The sequence below is a fragment of the Rhodanobacter lindaniclasticus genome (assembly GCF_004799035.1).
Taxonomy (GTDB): Bacteria; Pseudomonadota; Gammaproteobacteria; order Xanthomonadales; family Rhodanobacteraceae; genus Rhodanobacter; species Rhodanobacter lindaniclasticus.
This window is the reverse complement of record NZ_MWIO01000005.1, coordinates 1-17,905: the sequence shown is the minus strand read 5'-3', so window position 1 is coordinate 17,905 and position 17,905 is coordinate 1. Positions and strand designations below refer to the sequence as shown.

Here is a 17,905-nt window from a genome sequence, read left to right as displayed (position 1 = left end):
CCGGCCAGCGCGAGCGGCAGTTCCGCTAGCTGCGGCCGGCGCCGCGCGTGGCGGTGTTCACCGAGCCTGCGGCGCCGGCGTCTCGCGCAGCAGGTCGTCGGCGTTGGCGCTGTGGAAGTGCCGCTTGAACGCGACCTCGCCGACAGCCGGTTCCTCCAGCTCGCGCGCATAGCGGTGGCCGGCGTACACCGCGTGCGCGATCAAGCCCGGCGCCTCGGCGTCGCCGATGCAGCGCACGCTGCGGATGCCGGCATCCGTCCACTCCGCCTCGCGCTGCTGCAGTTCCTGGTACAGCGCGTCGTCGGGCAGGCGCGCGGTGACGGTGAGCACGGCATCGCAGGCCAGTTCGCGCTGGCGGTGGGTCCACACGTCCTCGACGGTGAGCGTGCTGCCGGCGTAGCCGACGATGTCGTGCGCGACCAGCGCCTCGATGCCGAGCTCGGCCATCCGCTTGCGCATGTGCCGGTAGTCCAGCGTGTTCAGCGTCCACGGCGCGAGGCCGTCCTCGGGCGTCAGGTGGATCACCCCGCTGCCGCGCCGGCGCAGCAGTTCGGCGGCGACGCTGGCGTGGTAGTAGCCGTCGTCGTCGAACACCACCACCTTGCCCTCCGGCAGGCGGCCGTCCATCAGGTCGTCCACGGTGAACACCTGCGGGTTGCCGGCGAAGCCGTCGATGGCGCTGCCGTGGCTGCGGCCGCCGCCGTCGCGGCGCCAGTGGCAGCCGGTAGCCAGCACCACGTGCTCGGCGCCGAAGTCGAGCACGTCCTGCGCGCTGAGCGGCGAATCGAGATAGACGGCCACGTTCGCCAGCTTGTGGATCTGGCCCACGCGCCAGTCGCGCACGCGCGCCCATTCGGCCAGCCCCGGCAGGCGCGACTCGCGGGTCACGCGACCGCCGAGTTCCTTGCGTGCTTCGGCCAGGCTCACCTCGTAACCGCGCTGGCCGAGCGCGCGCGCGGCTTCCAGTCCGGCCGGACCGGCGCCGACCACCAGCACGCGCGCAGCGCTGCGTTTCGGCGCGATGCGCTCCGGGTGCCAGCCCTTGCGCCACTCCTCGCCCATGGTCGGGTTCTGCGTGCAGCGGATCGGCGAGATGGTCATGTCGCCGGAGACGCAGACGTTGCAGCCGATGCATTCGCGGATGTCGTCGCTGCGGCCTTCCTCGATCTTCTTCGGCAAAAACGGGTCGGCGATCGACGGGCGCGCGCAGCCGATCAGGTCCAGCACGCCGCGCTTGAGCTGCGCCACCATGGTGTCCGGCGAGGTGAAGCGGCCCACGCCCACCACCGGCTTGCTGGTGGCCTGCTTGACGAAGGCGATGAACGGCTCCTGCGCGCCTTCGCCGGCGAACCGCGAGGGCACCGAGTCGTTGTACCAGGCGGCCAGGTTCACGTCCCACAGGTCGGGCAGCTCGGCCAGCATGCCGACGATGTCCTGCGCCTCGGCCAGCTCCACGCCGCCGGGGCCCAGCCCTTCCTCGACGGCGAAGCGCAGCGCCACCGCGCAGCTGTCGCCGACCGCCTCCTTCGTGTCCTGCAGCACCTCGCGCAGCAGGCGCACGCGGTTTTCCAGCGAGCCGCCGTATTCGTCGCCGCGCTGGTTGCGCCGGCGCTGCAGGAAGTGCATCGCCAGCGACAGGTCGTGCGCGGCGTAGACGTAGATGATGTCCATGCCGGCGCGCTTGCCGCGGATCGCCGCCTCGCGGTGCCAGCGCCGGTACTCGCGGATGTCGTGCTTCGTCATCGCGCGCGCCTGGTGCGGGTAGCCGTACTTGGTCGGCTGGTGCGAGGGCGCGATCAGCACCTCGCGCGAATACAGGTTGGAGGCGGTCGGGCCGTTGTGCGACAGCTCCAGCGCGGCCAGCGCGCCGTGCGCGTGCACCTTGTCGCACATCAGCGCCAGCGCGGGGATGTCGCGGTCGTCCCACAGCCGCGCCTCGACGTAGGGCGTAAGGTCGCCGCTGGGGTGGATCTCGCATTCCTCGGTGGAGACCACCGCCCAGCCGCCCGCGGCCTTCATCTCGCGCATGGCCGCGTGCGCCAGCGGCATCGCGTGGCCCATGCCGTTGCAGTGCGGCACCTGGAAGAAGCGGTTCTTCGCGGTGACCGGGCCGATCTTCACCGGTTCGAACAGGATGTCGTGGCGCGAATCTCTCATCGGCTCAGGCCTTGGCGGGTTGGGCGGCCTTGCGGCGGCGCAGGCGCATGAACGCGTACAGCGGCAGGCCCGCGGCGATCAGGCCCAGGCCGAGCACCAGCGGTTCGTGGCCGATGCCGATGAAGGCGAACACCACGAACAGCACGCCGAGCACGGCGGCCGGCAGCACTGCGCCGCGCACCGTGCCTTGGCGCCACAGCACGATCAGCGCCAGCGAGCAGCACAGGTACAGCGGCAGGTTGGCGGCGGTGACCACGCGGGTGATGAAGGTGAAGGCCGACACCAGCGACTTGCTGTAGCTCATCCACACCATCACCGAGGCCAGCGCGCCGGTGACCACCAGCGCCACCGCGGGTGCCCCGCGGCGGTTGTCGCGCACGAACACCCTGGGCAGCACGCCGTTGGCGGCCATGGTGCGGGTGAGCTCGCCCACCAGCAGCGTCCAGCCGTTGAGCGCGCCCAGTCCGCTGACCACCACGAACAGCGACAGCCAGCGGCCGAAGCCGGCGCCGCCGAAGCGGTCCATCAGCAGCGCGAACGGCGCGCTGGCGTTGCCCAGCTCCAGCTGCGGGATCAGCAGCAGCGGCACGGTGGAGACGATGATGTAGATCACCGCGGTGAGCACGGTGCCGACCATGGTGGCGCGCGGGATGGTGCGGCCGGGGTCGTTCACCTGCGCCGCCGGCACGCTGGCCGACTCGATGCCGAGCATGGCGAACAGCGCGATGGTGCCGGCGGCCATGGTGTCCCTCAGGCTGATCGGCGTGCTCGGCAGGTGCGCGGTGTAGCTCGCCGGCGCGTGCAGCAGCACCCACGCGCCGAGTACGGCGATGGCGATCATCGGCAGCAGCTTGAGCACGGTGGTGACGATCTGCACGCTGCCGCCGGCGCGCACGCCGAGCAGGTTGATCGCCACGAACAACCACAGCAGACCGAGCGCGAACACCGCCGGGTGGATCGCCTGCAGCGCCGGGAACACCACCGTGATGTAACCCACCGCACCCGTGGCCAGCGCCGCGTTGGTGAGCCACAGCGACACCCAGTACGCCCACAGCGCCATGTACGCGGGCAGCTCGCCGAGGGTACGGCGGATGTAGCCGTAGGGGCCGTCGGCGTCGGGCAGGGCATGCGCCAGGTAGGAGAACACCCGAGCCAGCGCGAGACAGCCGAGCAGGGTGACGGTCCAGCCGATCAGCGCGTTGAAGCCGTACGGAGCCAACGACGCGGGCAGCAGGAAGATGCCCATGCCGATCACGTTGCCCACCACCAGTGCGGTGCAGGTCCAGAAGCCAATCTTGCGTTGGTTGCTCACGGGCGTGGTCATGCTCATCGGTCGAGGGAAACCGGCGTGCCGGCCTTGATCACGCCGCGGATCTGCCGCAGGCAGTCCACGTCATGCAATGGATCGCAGCCCACCGCGACCAGGTCGGCGGCCTTGCCGGGGGCGATCGAGCCGAGTTCCTTCTGCTTGCCGAGCAGGCGCGCGGCGTCGATGGTGGCCGAGCGGATCGCCTGCAGCGGGGTCATCCCGTAGCGCACCATGTAGGCGAACTGGCGGGCGTTCTGGCCGTGCGGGTAGACGCCGGCGTCGGTGCCGAAGGCGAGGTGCACGCCGGTTTTCACCGCCTTGCGGAAGCCTTCGCGCTGGGCCAGCGTGGTGTCCTTGTTCTTGCGCAGGATCTCCGGCGACCAGTGGTCGCGGGTGCCGATTTCCTCGATGTAGTCGCCGTCGTAGATGTCGGCCACCAGCCAGGTGCCGTGCTGCTTGAGCAGCGCGATACCTTCGTCGTCGATCAGCGAACCGTGCTCGATCGAGCGCACACCGGCGCGGATCGCCCGCTTGATGCCCTCGGCGCCGTGGGCGTGGGCGGCGACGAACTTGCCGCGCCTGGCCGCTTCGACCACGGCGGCGTGGATCTCCGCCTCGGTGAATTCCGGCTTGCCCGGTTCGGTGCCGTTGGCCAGCACGGCGCCGGTGGCGATCACCTTGATCTGGTCGGCGCCGTGGTCGAGGATGAAGTCGACGTGCTTGCGCACGTCGTCCACGCCCTTTGACACGCCCTGGCGGAATGCCGGCGGCACCACGGTGCCGGCGGGCAGGCCGGTGATCTCGCCGCCACCGCCGGGCGCGGTGATGTAGGCGCCGGCGACGAACATGCGCGGGCCGGGAATCTCGCCGGCGTTGATCGCGTCACGCAGGGCGATGTCGGCGAAGCCGCGGTAGACGCCGACGTCGCGCACGGTGGTGAAGCCGGCCTGCAGCGTCTTGCGCGCGTTCATCGCGCCGATGAACGCCTGTTGCGCGGGGCTGATCTTCAGCGGCGCAGCGATGTCGGCGGTTTCCGCCTCCTCGGAGATGTGGGTGTGCATGTCCATCAGGCCGGGGACCACGGTCCAGGCACTCCAGTCGAGCACGCGCGCGCCCTTGGCCGCATCGGCGGACCACGGCTGCACCGCGACCACCTTGCCGTCGGCGAGGGTGACGGCCTGGTCGGTGAGCATCCTGCCGCTGTCCACGTCGAGCAGGTGGCCGGCATGCACCACGGTGCGGTCGGCCGCATGCACCGGGGCGACGATGGCCGCAGTGAACAGCCATGCAGTCAGGGCCTTCTTCATGCGCGCTCTCCCGCGGCGGCGTAGGCCGCGCGCAACCGGTTGTGGAAGTGCCAGACACCGCTTTCGCGCTTCGGGCACAGCCGGCCGGCCTCGTACGTGCCGGAGGTCAGGCCGCGCTGCACGGCGACGCAGATGTCGATGTCCTCCTGCTGCACCTCGTCGCTGAATTCCTGGTCGGCGGCGATGCGCGCCTGCGCGGCGGCATCCTGCGCGTAGTAGTAGTCGAACTCTACGCGGCAGCGGTCCGGCCCCAGCGGCACGATGCGGTTGGTCTGCATGCGGCCGGGCATGATGTTGAGCATCACGTTGGGGTAGACGAAGTAGTAGAACGCCTCGCCGTCGCCATAGATGTCCGCGCTGTTGCGCAGCGGCGAGGACTGCAGCGAATGCCAGTCGAACAGCTCGGTGTCGTAGGCGCGGTAGTCCAGCACTTTCGACAGTCCCGGGTGCACGTGCGGCAGGTGGTAGCCCTCGAGGAAGTTGTCGACGTAGACCTTCCAGTTGCAGGCGATCTCGTAGCTGTCGCGGCGCAGGTAGCGCATGGCGGAGAGGTCGATCGGCGCGATGCGCTCGGCGATGCCGCCGTAGACCGCGTCGAACGCGGGCACGGCATCGTCCAGCGCCACGAAGACCAGGCCTTGCCACTCGTGCACGCGGACCGGCGGCAGGCGGATGGCGGACACGTCGAAATCCGCCGCGCCCTGCATTTCCGGCGCGCTGCGCAGCTGGCCTTCCAGCGTGTAGGTCCAGCCGTGGTACTTGCAGTGCAGTGCCTTGGCGCCCTTGCCGTTGCACAGCGCCAGCGGGCCGGCGCGGTGACGGCAGACGTTGACGAAGCCGCGCAGCACGCCGTCCTGGCCGCGCACCACGATCACCGGCACGTGGCCGACCTGTTCCACCACGTGGTCGCCGGGCTCGGCGAGCTGGCCCTGGTGCGCCACCAGTTGCCAGCTGCGCGCGAACACCGCGCGCTGCTCCATCGCCAGCATCGCCTCGCCGACGTAGTAGCGGGCGGGCAGGGCGGTGGCGCGGTCGAGGCCGGGGTGGGATGTCTCAGCTGGCATGCAATGCTCCGCGATCGGAATAGACTGGCGCGACGACAACGGTCGCTTCGGGGGAGGCCTCATGTTCCGTTTCACGCTTACGCTGGCACTGTGCGCGCTGGCCGGGCTGGCATATGCCGCCGGACCCCGCGCACGCGACCTGGGCGTTCCGTTCGACGGCACCCCGGGGCCGCTCGATGCCATCACCGACGTCGCCGGCGTCACCGTGGGCCAGGTCACCCTGATCGAGGACCTGCCCAATGGCCACAAGGTGCGCACCGGCGTGACTGCGATCCTGCCACGCGGCAAGGCCAGCTACGAGATCCCCGCCTTCGGCGGCTGGTTCGCGCTCAACGGCAACGGCGAGATGACCGGCACCGCCTGGCTGGACGAGTCCGGCCAGTTGGAGGGGCCGGTGATGCTGACCAACACGCACAGCGTGGGCGTGGTGCGCGACGCGGTGATCGCCGAGCGCGTGCATGCCGGCGGCGCCGACGCCTCGGGCTACTGGTGGTCGCTGCCGGTGGTGGCCGAGACCTGGGACGGCGAGCTGAACGACATCAACGGTTTCCACGTGCATTCCGCGGACGCCGCGCGCGCGCTGCACGAGGCGACGGGCGGGCCGGTCGCCGAAGGCAACGTCGGCGGCGGCACCGGCATGATCTGCCACGAGTTCAAGTGCGGCATCGGCACCGCCTCGCGGCGCGTGCGCATCGGCGGGCACGACTACACCCTGGGCGTGCTGGTGCAGGCCAACTACGGCCTGCGCGACAGCCTGCGCATCGCCGGCGTGCCGGTGGGCCAGTACCTGCGCGAGGACCGCCTGTACAGCGCCACCAACCCGGCGGCGGTGGACACCGGCTCGATCATCATCGTGGTGGCGACCGATGCGCCGCTGCTGCCGCACCAGTTGAAGCGCATCGCCAAGCGCGCCGGCATGGGTCTGGCGCGGATGGGCAGCTATTCCGGCAACGGTTCGGGCGACATCTTCGTGGCGTTCTCCACCGCCAACGCCGACGCGCTGCACGACCGGCCGCTGCAGCAGGCCGGCTTCATCGGCAACGACCACATCGACCCGCTGTTCGAGGCCACCGTGCAGGCCAGCGAGGAGGCGATCGTCAACGCGATGATCGCGGCGAAGGACATGTGCGGCCAGGGCGGGCACTGCGCGAAGGCGATCCCCCATGCGGAACTGGTCGCGCTGCTCAAGCGCTTCGGTCGCTACCAGCCGCCGCATTGAGGTCGCCCGGCTCACGGCGCGCTGCCTGTGGCCTTGAGGAAACGGTCGTACCAGGCCAGGTTGCGCTGCATGCGATCGCGCAGGTAGCTCGGCACCGTGATGCCGTGGTGCTGGTCCGGATAGACCACCAGCTGCGTGGGGATCCCCAGCGAGCGCAGCGCCTGGTACATCTGCTCGGCGCCGATGCACGGCACGTTGAAGTCGATCTGGCCGCACTGGAACAGCGTGGGCGTGGTGATGCGGTCAGCGTGCAGGAACGGGTAGCTGGCGCGGTCGTACGCCTCGCGATTGGCCCACGGCGTGCCCAGCTCCAGTTCGTACTCGCGGGTGTACTCGTCGTCGCCGTACATGCCGTAGGTGTTGCCGGTGCCGGCGCCGCTGATTGCCGCCTTGAAGCGGGTGTCGCGCGCGATGATCTGGTCGGTGAGGATCGCGCCGTAGCTCCAGCCGCCGATGCCAAGGCGGTCGGGATCGGCGATGCCCAGCTGTACCGCGTGCTCGACCCCGGTCAGCACATCCTGCGTGTCCTTGGTGCCCCAGTCGGCGTAGATCGCCCGCGCGAAATCGAAGCCGCGCCCGGAGCTGCCGCGCGGGTTCACCGCCAGCACGGCGTAGCCGTTGGCGGCGTAGACCTGCCAGTCCTCCATGAATTCGTGGCTGAACTGGTACACCGGCCCGCCGTGCACACGCACGATGGTGGGATAGCGCTGGCCTTTCACGTAGCCCACCGGCTTCACCAGCAGCGCGTCGAGTGCGGTGCCGTCGGCGCCGGTGAAGTGCAAGGTCTCGGTGCTCGCCAGCTGCCTGCCGGCCAGCCATTCGTTGTGGTCGGCAAGCGGGCGCAGGTGGTCGCCGTCGAGCGCGGCGAGGTTGTAGGGGTGCAGGTCATCGCCGCCGAGCACGGCGATGCGGCCGTTGCGCGCCACCGAGATATCGACGTCGAAGCGGTCGCCGCGGGTCAGCTCGGTGAGCTTGCCGCTGGCCACGTCGATGCGCGCCAGGTGGGTGACTTCGGCCTGCTCGACCAGCGCATAGACGCTGCGCCCGTCCGGCGACCAGTGCGGATGGGTGAAGCAGCGGTCGATCGGCGCGGGGATCGACGCCTTGCCGCTGGCGACATCGATCACCGCCAGCTGCCAGGGCGCGTAGTAGATCCACTTGTCCTCGCCACTCTGCAGGTAGGCGATGCGCTTGCCGTCCGGCGACCAGGCCGGGCGCGAGGCCCAGTACGGATCGAGGTCGGAGCCGGGGAAGCGGGTGAGCTGGCGTTCGGTGGCGCCGGCGCGGGCGTCGATGACGTAGATGTCGAAGTTGAGGGTGCGGTCCGGGTCGGCGCCGCGCCGGGTGACGTAGGCGATCTGCCGGCTGTCCGGCGACCACGCGGGCAGCTGCTCGTCGTGCGTGCCGGGGGTGAGCAAGGTGGCCGCGCCGCTGGCGAGGTCGACCAGGTACAGGTGCTTGTGGCGCGCGCCCAACCAGCCCGAGTCGTCGTCCTTGAACTGGAAGCGGTCGGTGACGATCGGCGGCGGGTTCTTCGGCTTCGGCGCGCCGGCGGGACGCTCGGGATCGAACGCGATCACGGCCAGCTGCTTGCCATCCGGCGACAGCGCGAACTCTTCCACGCCGGCGGGAAGCTGCGTCACCTGCCGCGCTTCGCCACCGTCGGCGGGCATCGTCCACACCTGCGTGCCGGTGTCTTCGTCGTCCTTGCCGTCAGCGGGCTTGCGGTCGGACAGGAAGGCGATGAAGCGGCCGTCGCCCGACCACTGGGCCTGCGACTCGTCGGTGTCAGGCGTGTGGGTGAGCTGGGTGCGCGCGCGGCCATCGAAGCCCACCCGCCACAGATCCGACTGCGGCTGGTCGCGCTCGGCATTCGTGGTGGTGACGGTGTAGACCAGCCAGCGGCCGTCGGGCGACAGCGCCGGGTCGGCGAGCACGGCCAGCCGGCTGATGTCGGCCGGAGTGAACGGTGTCTTGCCGGCGGCGGAGGCCGCCAGCGGCAGCAGGCCGAGCGCGATCCAGGCCAGATGGTGCAGGCGGCGGATCATCGGCCAGTCTCCGCGGTCGTCGTCGACGGTTTGCCGGCGGCCAATGCGCGGTAGGCGTCGCGCGCCTTGCCGAGGTAGTCCAGCGTCATGCGTTTCTCCGCCGCGGTGTTGTAGTCGTCGCGCGCGGCGGCGGCCTCGATGGTGCGGTCCATCCACTTGGCGAACCACGCGGCATCGGCGCGCGCGCTGGGCACCAGCACGTGGTCGCCCAGCCACACCGGGTTGGTGGTGGCGTAAGGGTAGAGGTCGAGCACCTCGGGATCGGCGCCGTCGTTCCAGGCGCGCAGCAGCACCCAGCCGCCGTCGAGGTCGAGATCGCCCTCGGCGTCGAGATGGCGGCGGTCGCCGCCGAGGGTGAAGGCCTTCACCACCTGGCCGTTGTGCACCAGTTCGAGGTGATCCACGGCCACCGGCGAACGCAGCGCCACGCGGTAGTGGTGGCGACCCGGGGCGAGCTGCGCGCCGGGCTTGGCGCCATCGAGCAGCAGCCCGAGCAGTGGCCCGTTGCTGGCGAAGCCGTGGCCGGCTTTCAGCGCGGCCATCGCCGCCGCGCGGTCGTGCTGGCCGCCGGTGTCGAGGAACACGCGGTTCAGGCCGACCGGGCCGCGCAGCGAGGCGTAGTTCGCCATCGCATCGGTGCCGGCGCCGGTGGGCAGATGGAAGCCGAGGTTGAGCAGGCGATACCAGACCTGCGCGGTGGCCTTGTGGTCGGAGAAGCCGACGATCTCGATGTAGTCGACCTTGCCCTGGATCACGTCCGCCGGCAGTTCATTGCTGAGCACCGCATCGTGCGCGGGGTCGGGCAGGGTGTCGAACGGGTGCACGTAGCCGACCAGCGCGCCCTGCGCGTGGGCGAGGTCGGCGATCGCGCCGTTGGTCGGGTACGGGCTCGCCATCGCGGTGTGCCAGTAGGCGGAGAAACCTGGCATCAGCAGGTGGTCGCCGAGATTGAGCAGGCCCAGGTGCCCCCAGAAGCTGGTGTGGTACTCCTGCCCGTGCAGCACCAGCGTGCGCGACGTGCTGGCCGGATCGGGATCGGTGCGGAACGCGGCGATGTCGGGGAAGCGTTCCTCCTTGTTGACCACCAGGTCCCAGGCCAGGTCGAGGTCCTCCGCGCGCGCCTGGGCGGCGAGATGCGCCGGCGTGTTGCGGTAGTGGCCGCCGTAGTTCATGTGGATGTGCAGGTCGGCGCTGATGAAGCGGCCGTAGGCGTCGGGCAGGCGCTGCGGCTGCAGCTGCGCGCGCAGCGGCGTCGCGCGGCCCGCCGCCAGGTTCACGGCCTGCCGCCATGGCGCGTAGGCGAAGCCGTGCTGCACCCACAGCTGCGCGCGTCCGGCGGGCAGGTCCAGCGTGCACGGCGGCGCGCAGTGGAAATAGTGCGTCTCGGCCGACTGCAGCGCGCGGTCGAAGCCGTCGTCGGCGTGCATCCAGGCCGCATCCGGTGCATAGGCGCGGCCGTCGCTGGCCAGCACCGCCACGCGCGCCGGCGTGCGCGCGCCGTGTTCGTCGACGATGTCGAGCACCAGCTGCGCCTGCGGCAGCCGGGTCACGCGGTGCGTCGCCACCACGTCGCGGGTGGCGCCGCCGAGCGCATCCATCACGCGCAGCGCCGTGTTGCCGTCGCGGTTGTCGATGTAGGCGATGCGCTTGCCGTCGGGCGACCAGCGCGCGTTGCGGCGGTCGAACTCGCCGAAGCTCAGCGGCAGCGGCGCGGCGCCGTCGGGCGTGGTCAGCCACAGCTGCTGCCACTGGCGGCCGTGGTAGCTGGCGTAGAGCAGGCGCCTGCCGTCCGGTGCGGGTTCCGGGCGCGCGCTCCAGCTGGTTTCCTCGCCGAGCACGCGGTGGCGCTGCGCGGGTTGGTCGACATCCACGGCGAAGAGGTCGCCGGTGCCCCAGCCGATCTCCGGATTGCTGACGTAGTAGAGCGTCTTGCCGTCGGGCGACCACGACGGATTGATCGCGTGGTCGAACGCGGAATAGTAGTAGCGGTCGAGCGCGCTCTTGCGCTCGCCCAGCAGCGGCCGCGCGTGGTGCAGGCCGGCCGCGTCGAGTTCGGCGACGAACAGGTTGAAGTGGCCGCTGCCCTGCGTCGAGACCCAGGCGATCCGCTTGCCGTCCGGTGACAGCCGCGGCTCCACGTTGACCGCGCCGCCCGTGGTCAGCCGCTGCTCGCGGCCGCTGGCCAGATCCAGCCGCCACAGCTCGGTCGCGTTGCCGTCGTAGCGCGCGAACACCACGCTGCGGCCGTCGCGCGCGGCGTCCGGCTGGTAGTCGTAGGCGCGCGCAGGGTGGGTGAGTTCGGTGGCGGTGGCGTCGTCGACGCGCTGCCGCCACAACGAGCCGGCCATGCTGTAGATCAGCGTGTCGCCATCGGGCAGGAAGCTCGCCGACGACGGCCCGGTGGTCAGCTGCGGCAGGTACAGCTCGCGCCAGTAGTAGCTGTGCGGCAGGTCGACCTGCTTCAGCACGGGCTCGCGCGCGGCCTGCGCCGCGCCCGCGAGGAGGAACAAGGCGAGCAGGGCGGTCAGGCGGCGCGGCATGGCGTCAGCTCCCCGTCAGTGCCTGGTCGAGGCTCGCCCGCAGCAGGGCGATCGCCTCGTCGACCTCGCCGACGCTGACGTTCAGCGGCGGCATGAAGCGTACCGTGCTGGTGCCGCAGGAGAGCAGCAGCAGGCCGTTGTGGAAGGCCCGCCGGACCACCGCCTCGCACAGCGCGCTGGCCGGCGTCTTCTTGCCGTCGTTCTCCACCAGCTCCATGCCGATCCACAGGCCCTTGCCGCGCACCTCGCCGATGCAGGGGAAGTCCTTCTGCAGTTCGCGCAGCCGTGCCATGAAGTGCTCGCCCACGCGCGCGGCGTTGTCCACCATGCCGCCGCGCACCAGGTCGAGGGTGGCATTGGCCGCCGCGCAGCCGATCGGATTGCCGCCGTAGGTGTTGCCGTGCGCGCCGCGCTGCCACTGCGCCATGATCGATTTCTTCGCGATCACCGCGCCGATCGGCAGGCCCGAGCCCAGTCCCTTGGCCGAGGTGAGGATGTCCGGCGCCACGCCCCAGTGCTCGCAGGCGAACATCTTGCCGGTGCGGCCGATGCCCGACTGCACCTCGTCGAAGATCAAGAGGATGCCGTGCTCGTCGCACAGCGCGCGCAGGCCGGCGAGGAAGCCGTCCGGCGGCGTGAGGTAACCGCCTTCGCCCTGCATCGGCTCGATCAGGATCGCGGCCACCTCGCTCGGCGGCACGCTGCGCTGGAACAGCATGCGGATGTAGTCGAGCACCGCCGCGCCCTGGTCGTCGCCGGCGAACAGCGGCCGGTACGGGTTCGGGTACGGCACGTGGGTGACGCCGGCCAGCGTCGGCGAGAAGCCCTTCTGCTGGGTGTACTTGCTGGAGGTGAACGACAGCGAGCCGAAGGTGCGGCCGTGGAAGCCGCCGAGGAAACCGATGAAGCGCGGCCGGCCGGTGACGTAGCGGGCCAGCTTCAGCGCGCCCTCCACCGCCTCGGTGCCGGACTGGCAGATGAAGCTCATCGCCGGCTCGCCGGCCAGCGTCTGCATGGGCGCGATCGCGGCCAAGCGCTCGCCCAGCGCGGTCATCTCCTCGTGCCAGTAGTCGCTGGAGATGTGCAGGAACTTCGCCGCGGCGTCCTGCACCGCCTTGACCACCTGCGGGTGCGCGTGGCCGGTGGCGCACACCGCGATGCCGGCCATGAAGTCGAGGAAGCGGTTGCCGTCCACGTCCCATACCTCGGTGCCGCGGCCGTGCGACATCACGAACGGGTAGTCGCGCGGGTACGAGGGCGAGATCACCGCGGCGTCGCGGGCGATCATCGCCTGCGCCTTCGGGCCGGGCAGGGCGGTCTTGATGTGGGCGGGGTTCGGCGTCGCGTTCACGGCAATGCTCCGGTTCAGAGGGGGATGCGGACGGGGCGCGCGTGCGCCTCGCGGGTGCGGGCGTTGAGTGCGCGCAGGGTGTCGAGCTCGTGCGCGCTCGGCGGCGCGATGGTGTCGAGGTGGTCGGCGACCGCCAGCGGCCAGCCGATCGCGGCGCGGGCCTCCTCGACGCTGGCGCCGGCGAACAGCGCGACCAGCTGCAGTTCCTCGCTCTGCGGGTGCGGCGCCAGCATGCCGAAGTCGGTGATCACCGCGCGCGGGCCGCCACCGGGCGCGCCGCTGCGCGCGCGCGTGCCGTGGCCGTCGAGGTAGCCGGCGCTGGTGCGAAAATCCAGGCGCTCGACGAAGCTGCGCTTCGATGCCCGCGCCATCACGAACACCTGGCGCGCGTGCTGGGCGATCTCCGGCGCGCCGCCGGCGCCGGGCAGGCGCGTGGTGGGCGCGTCGTAGGGGCCGATCACGGTGCTGTTGAGGTTGCCGTGGCGGTCGATCTGCGCGGCGCCGAGGAAGCCGATGTCGATGCGGCCGGCCTGCAGGTAGTAGCTGAAGACCTCCGGCAGCGGCACCACGCAGGCCGCGGTCTCGGCCAGCTCGCCGTCGCCGATCGACAGCGGCAGCACGTCCGGGCGCGTGCCGATCGCGCCCGATTCGTAGATCAGCACGATCCCGGGCGCGTGCGTGAGCCGCGCCAGGTTGCAGGCGGCGCTGGGCAGGCCGATGCCGACGAAGCACACGCCGCGGTCCGGCAGCAGGCGCGCCGCGGCGATCGTCATCCACTCGTCGCGCGTGCAGGCGTTCATGCGGCCTCCTGCTGCAGGCCGGCGAGGAACGCGCGATGGTCGCGCGTGCCGAGCACGTGCTGCTCCATCCAGGCCAGGAAGCTCGAGCGCTCGCGCGCGATCGCGTCCCACTGCCGGTAGAACGCGTTGTCGCGCACGTAGTGGCCGTGCGCGTAGGACGGATACGCGCCGCCGGGGCAGGCCGCCACCGCGCTGACCACCCAGTGCGGCAGCACGATCGCGTTCATCGCCGGCGGCAGCGCGTCGACGATCTCCTCGACGGTGACGATCAGCGTCTTCGCCGCCAGCGCGGCCTCGCGCGCCGCGCCGACGATGCCGTCGATGGCGACGTTGCCCGCGCGGTCGGCGCGCTGCGCGTGCAGGATGGTGACGTCGGGGTTGAGCGCGGGCACCGCCGCCAGCATCTCGCCGGTGAACGGACATTGCACGCGGCGGATGTTCGGGTTGTGCGCCGGCAGGTCGGTGCCGGCGTAGCCGCGCAGCATGCCGAACGGCAGCCGCGCCGCGCCGGCGCAGAACGCCGCGGCCATGCCGGCGTGGCTGTGCTCGTCCAGTTCCAGCGGCTGCGGCCACTGGTGCTCCACCGCATCGCGCAGCCGGTGCAGCGAGCCGACGCCGGGGTTGCCGCCCCAGGAAAAGGTCAGCTTGCGCGCGCAGCCCATGCCGATCAGCTGGTCGTAGATGATGTCCGGCGTCATCCGGATCAGGTGCAGGTCGCGCCGGCGCTGGCGGATGATCTCGTGGCCGGCGGCGAACGGGATCAGGTGGGTGAAGCCCTCCAGCGCGACGCTGGCGCCGTCGGCGACATGGCGTTCGATCGCCTCGGCAAGCGGCAGCAGCATGCTCACTCGACCACCGTGCGCGACTGCTCGCGCAGGTACTGCGCGAGGTAATGGAACGAGGCGATCGCCTTGCCGGTGGAACCGGAGCCCTTCCAGCCGCCGAACGGCTGGTAGCCCGGCCAGGCGCCGGTGGTCGCGCCTTGCGGGCGGTTCGCGTAGGTCACGCCGGCCTCGATGCGGTCGTGGAACCAGGCCACTTCGTCGGCGCCGCCGAAGAAGCCCGCGGTCAGGCCCATCGAGCTGTCGTTGGCCAGCCGCATCGCCTCCTCGCGGTCGTGGTAGCGGTGCAGCAGCAGGATCGGCAGGAACATCTCGTGCTGCCACAGCGGATGGGCCAGCGGCGCTTCGGCCAGCACGGGCTCCACGTAATAGCCGCGCGCCAGCGCCGCGCGGCCTTCGCTGCCCGCGCCGATCCGGGCGCCGCCGGCGAGCAGGCTGGCGCCGCCGCTGCGCAGCGCGTCGAGATGGCGCTGATAGTTGTCGTAGGCCGCGGCGTTGACGACCGGGCCGAGCCAGTGCTCGCGCCGGCGCGGATCGCCGATGCGGATGGCGGCGATCTGCGCCTGCAGCCGCCCGATCAGCGCGTCGGCGACGCGCTCGTGCACGTACAGCCGCGACAGCGCCGAGCATTTCTGCCCGCCCATGCCGTAGGCGGAGCGCACGATGCCGGCGGCGGCGCGGTCCAGGTCGGCGTGCTCGGTGACGATGCACGGATTCTTGCCGCCCATCTCGGCGATGCACGGCCGCGGATACGCGCCGCCGGCCATCTGCTGCATCAACTGACGGCCGACCGCCACCGAGCCGGTGAAGGTGATGCCGGCGGTGAGCGGGTGCTGCACCAGCGCCTCGCCGATCTCGCGGCCGGAGCCGGACAGGTAGTTGAACACGCCCGGCGGCAGGCCGGCGTCGCGGATGCAGTCGGCGAGCAGGCGGCCGGACCACGGCGTGTCGCTGGCGCCCTTGAGCACGACGGTGTTGCCGGTGACCAGCGCCGCGGCCACCGGCCCGCCGGCCAGCGCCAGCGGGAAGTTGAACGGCGCGATCACCACCCACGCGCCGTACGGCCGCATCACGCTGGCGTTGTGCGAGGCGAAACCTTCGACCGGATCGTCGGGCAGCACGTGCGCATAGCCGGCATGGCTTTCGAAATCGTCGGCGTAGTGATGGAAGAAGTCGACCGTCTCCTGCGCCTCGCCGAGCGCTTCCATGCGGTTCTTGCCGACCTCCAGCACCATCGCCGCGGCAATCTCGTAGACGCGTTCCTCCAGCAGTTCGCCGACGCGGTGCAGCAGGCGCGCGCGCTCGACGACCGGCGCCGCGCGCCAGGCCGGGTAGGCCGCGTGCGCCGCGGCCATCGCGGCGTCGACGTCGGCCCGGTCGGCCAGCGCGAACTCGCCCAGCCGCAGCGCGGTGTCGAACGGCGCATGGCGCTCGGCGTGCTGCGCGGCGTCGCGATCGGCGCCGGCGACGAACAGCGGATGGCGCGCGCCGAGCGCGGCCTCGACCCGCGCCAGCGCCGCCTCGAAGCGTTCGTGCATCGCCTCCGGCGGGTTGTACATGGTGGCGTAGGTGAGACGGAAGCTCATCGGAAATCCTCAGCAAGCAGCAGGGAAGAAGCGCGCCAGCAGGCGGTCGAGCAGGGCCAGCGCATCGGCCAGCGCGTGCTCGTCGATCACCAGCGGCGGCGCCAGCAGGATCAGGTTGCCGCGGCAGGCGAACGACACGCCTTCGGCCATCGCCGCGTCGACCAGTGCGTTCAGTGCGGGCGGTGTCTGCGGCCACGGCGCCAGCGGTTCGCGGGTGGCGCGGTCGGCGACCAGCTCGACCACCGCGAACAGGCCGTGGCCGCCGCGCACGTCGCCGATCACCGCATGGCGCGACTGCAGCGCCTGCAGTTCGGCCAGCAGGCGCGCGCCGAGCGCGCGCGAGCGCGCGATCAGGTTTTCGTCCTCGTACGCGCGCAGCGCCGCCAGGCCGGCCGCGCAGGACAGCGGATGGCCGCAGTAGGTCAGGCCGGTGTAGAGCATCTCGTGCTGCAGCCGGGCGGCCACCTCGGCCGACAGCACCACCGCGCCCAGCGGCAGGTGCGCGCCGGTCAGGCCCTTGGCCAGCGTCATCAGGTCGGGCCGGCCGGCCTCGCCGTGGCGCTGCCAGGCGAACCACTCGCCGCAGCGGCCGAAGCCGCTCATCACCTCGTCGGCGATCAGCCAGACGCCGCGCGCGCGGGTCGCCTCGCGCAGGCCGGGCCAGTAGTTGTCCGGTGCCACGATGCCGTTGCTGCCGGCGTTGGCTTCCATCAACACGGCGGCGACCGACGACGCACCGTGATGGTCGATCGTCTGCGCCACGGCGGCGGCCGCGCGCTCGCCGCAGTCCCGCGCATCCTCGCTGCCGAACGGGCAGCGATAGCTGTCCGGTGGGGGCACGTGCAGCACGCCGAACGCTTCCGGGTCGACCTGGGTGCGCGTGCGCGTGTCGCCGGAAAGCGCCATGCAGGCGTAGCTGGCGCCGTGGTAGGAGCGGTCGCGCGTCACGATGCGCCCGCGCGGCTTGCCGCTGGTCTGGCGCGCGAACTTCACCGCGTTCTCGTTGGCGTCCGCGCCGGCCAGGGTGAAGAACACGCGCCCGCCGTCGAAGCCGGATTTTTCCAGCAGCGCCTCGGCCAGCGCCGCGCGCGACCGCGCGCCCCAGGCCGAGGTGACGAAACACAGCTGCTGCGCCTGCTCGCGGATCGCCGCGACCACGGCCGGATGCTGGTGGCCGAGGTTGCTGCATTCGGCCAGGCTGCTCATGTCCAGGATGCGCCGGCCGTCCTCCAGTTCGAGGTACGCGCCACTGCCGCCGACCACGGTCGGTGCCCGCCATGCCGACTGCACGCACCAGCTGTGCAGCACACTGTCGCGTTCGCTCGCCACACCGATCCCCTCGATCCGGTTTGTGCGGTAATCGCACAACAATTCGTATTGCGAACCCATTGGAAACCTTCTACGCTCGGCCTGTCAATGGAGGCCGCCAACGCATGGCATCGACAGCATTCGAGGACAGCGCGGACTACGTGCAATCGCTGGCGCTCGGGCTCCAGGTGCTACGCGCATTCGATCGCGAGCTGACCAGCGCGAGTCTGTCCGAGGTCGCCGAACCCACGGACCTGTCGCGTGCGGTGGTGCGCCGCATCCGGCCGACCCTGAACCACCTGGGCCACGTCGGCGGCGCGGTGCTATGTTTCTTACTGACCTACCGCGTGCTGGAGCAGCGCCAGTGCTACTCG

13 protein-coding genes are annotated in these 17,905 nt (G+C 71.2%); 2 read left to right on the top strand and 11 right to left on the bottom strand.

Translation table 11 applies throughout. From position 1 onward, the window contains the following. Positions 1–57: 57 nt before the first annotated feature. The 4 genes from B1991_RS01755 to B1991_RS01740 are packed head-to-tail and all read right to left on the bottom strand — an operon-like array spanning position 58 to position 5,837. Positions 58–2,157, bottom strand: a complete 2,100-nt coding sequence (locus tag B1991_RS01755) for an oxidoreductase (protein WP_136256991.1) — start codon at positions 2,155–2,157, stop codon at positions 58–60. Positions 2,158–2,161: 4 nt separating this feature from the next. After that, positions 2,162–3,469: an amino acid permease gene (locus tag B1991_RS01750; RefSeq protein WP_136256990.1), complete on the bottom strand. Its 1,308-nt coding sequence runs from the start codon at positions 3,467–3,469 to the stop codon at positions 2,162–2,164. A gap of 14 nt (positions 3,470–3,483) precedes the next feature. Next, a complete protein-coding gene (locus tag B1991_RS01745; RefSeq protein ID WP_136256989.1) occupies positions 3,484–4,773 on the bottom strand; it encodes a Xaa-Pro dipeptidase in 1,290 nt (429 codons plus the stop codon). Beyond that, positions 4,770–5,837 (bottom strand): aromatic ring-hydroxylating oxygenase subunit alpha, encoded by a 1,068-nt coding sequence (locus B1991_RS01740; protein ID WP_136256988.1) that lies wholly within the window; start codon positions 5,835–5,837, stop codon positions 4,770–4,772. The genes B1991_RS01745 and B1991_RS01740 overlap by 4 nt, the downstream gene beginning before the upstream one ends. Positions 5,838–5,898: 61 nt before the next feature. Between B1991_RS01740 and B1991_RS01735 the strand changes: the two genes are divergently transcribed. Then, entirely contained in the window at positions 5,899–7,056 is a 1,158-nt protein-coding gene (locus B1991_RS01735) for a DmpA family aminopeptidase (protein ID WP_136256987.1), read from the top strand. Between the two features lie 11 nt (positions 7,057–7,067). On the opposite strand, the gene B1991_RS01730 is transcribed toward B1991_RS01735, so the two are convergent. The 7 genes from B1991_RS01730 to B1991_RS01700 are packed head-to-tail and all read right to left on the bottom strand — an operon-like array spanning position 7,068 to position 17,612. Then, positions 7,068–9,104, bottom strand: coding sequence for a S9 family peptidase (locus tag B1991_RS01730; protein ID WP_136256986.1), 2,037 nt, complete (start codon positions 9,102–9,104; stop codon positions 7,068–7,070). After that, positions 9,101–11,644 carry a CehA/McbA family metallohydrolase gene (locus B1991_RS01725; RefSeq protein WP_136256985.1) on the bottom strand — a complete coding sequence of 848 codons (2,544 nt, stop codon included), beginning with the start codon at positions 11,642–11,644 and terminating at the stop codon, positions 9,101–9,103. Before B1991_RS01725 ends, B1991_RS01730 begins: the two co-directional genes overlap by 4 nt. Positions 11,645–11,648: 4 nt before the next feature. Continuing rightward, the gene (locus B1991_RS01720; protein ID WP_136256984.1) at positions 11,649–12,995 is read right to left on the bottom strand and encodes an acetyl ornithine aminotransferase family protein; all 1,347 of its coding nucleotides are present in this window, start codon (positions 12,993–12,995) and stop codon (positions 11,649–11,651) included. 14 nt (positions 12,996–13,009) lie between these two features. After that, positions 13,010–13,795 (bottom strand): CoA-transferase subunit beta, encoded by a 786-nt coding sequence (locus B1991_RS01715; RefSeq protein ID WP_136256983.1) that lies wholly within the window; start codon positions 13,793–13,795, stop codon positions 13,010–13,012. Continuing rightward, on the bottom strand, positions 13,792–14,643 hold the full coding sequence (locus B1991_RS01710; RefSeq protein ID WP_168709559.1) for a CoA transferase subunit A: 852 nt from the start codon (positions 14,641–14,643) through the stop codon (positions 13,792–13,794). Before B1991_RS01710 ends, B1991_RS01715 begins: the two co-directional genes overlap by 4 nt. Next, positions 14,640–16,223 (bottom strand): aldehyde dehydrogenase family protein, encoded by a 1,584-nt coding sequence (locus tag B1991_RS01705; RefSeq protein ID WP_136256981.1) that lies wholly within the window; start codon positions 16,221–16,223, stop codon positions 14,640–14,642. The genes B1991_RS01710 and B1991_RS01705 overlap by 4 nt, the downstream gene beginning before the upstream one ends. A 9-nt stretch (positions 16,224–16,232) precedes the next feature. After that, a complete protein-coding gene (locus tag B1991_RS01700; RefSeq protein ID WP_246031027.1) occupies positions 16,233–17,612 on the bottom strand; it encodes an aminotransferase family protein in 1,380 nt (459 codons plus the stop codon). A 44-nt stretch (positions 17,613–17,656) separates the two neighbouring features. Between B1991_RS01700 and B1991_RS01695 the strand changes: the two genes are divergently transcribed. After that, a partial coding sequence (locus tag B1991_RS01695; protein WP_168709558.1) for a helix-turn-helix domain-containing protein occupies positions 17,657–17,905 on the top strand: 249 nt, incomplete at its 3' end.

Bases quoted from the DNA above. Each gene is read 5' to 3' on its own strand.
- B1991_RS01755 (WP_136256991.1), bottom strand. From the start codon at position 2,157: ATGAGAGATTCGCGCCACGACATCCTGTTCGAACCGGTGAAGATCGGC.
- B1991_RS01745 (WP_136256989.1), bottom strand. From the start codon at position 4,773: ATGAAGAAGGCCCTGACTGCATGGCTGTTCACTGCGGCCATCGTCGCC.
- B1991_RS01740 (WP_136256988.1), bottom strand. From the start codon at position 5,837: ATGCCAGCTGAGACATCCCACCCCGGCCTCGACCGCGCCACCGCCCTG.
- B1991_RS01735 (WP_136256987.1), top strand. From the start codon at position 5,899: ATGTTCCGTTTCACGCTTACGCTGGCACTGTGCGCGCTGGCCGGGCTG.
- B1991_RS01730 (WP_136256986.1), bottom strand. From the start codon at position 9,104: ATGATCCGCCGCCTGCACCATCTGGCCTGGATCGCGCTCGGCCTGCTG.
- B1991_RS01725 (WP_136256985.1), bottom strand. From the start codon at position 11,644: ATGCCGCGCCGCCTGACCGCCCTGCTCGCCTTGTTCCTCCTCGCGGGC.
- B1991_RS01715 (WP_136256983.1), bottom strand. From the start codon at position 13,795: ATGAACGCCTGCACGCGCGACGAGTGGATGACGATCGCCGCGGCGCGC.
- B1991_RS01705 (WP_136256981.1), bottom strand. From the start codon at position 16,223: ATGAGCTTCCGTCTCACCTACGCCACCATGTACAACCCGCCGGAGGCG.
- B1991_RS01700 (WP_246031027.1), bottom strand. From the start codon at position 17,612: ATGGGTTCGCAATACGAATTGTTGTGCGATTACCGCACAAACCGGATC.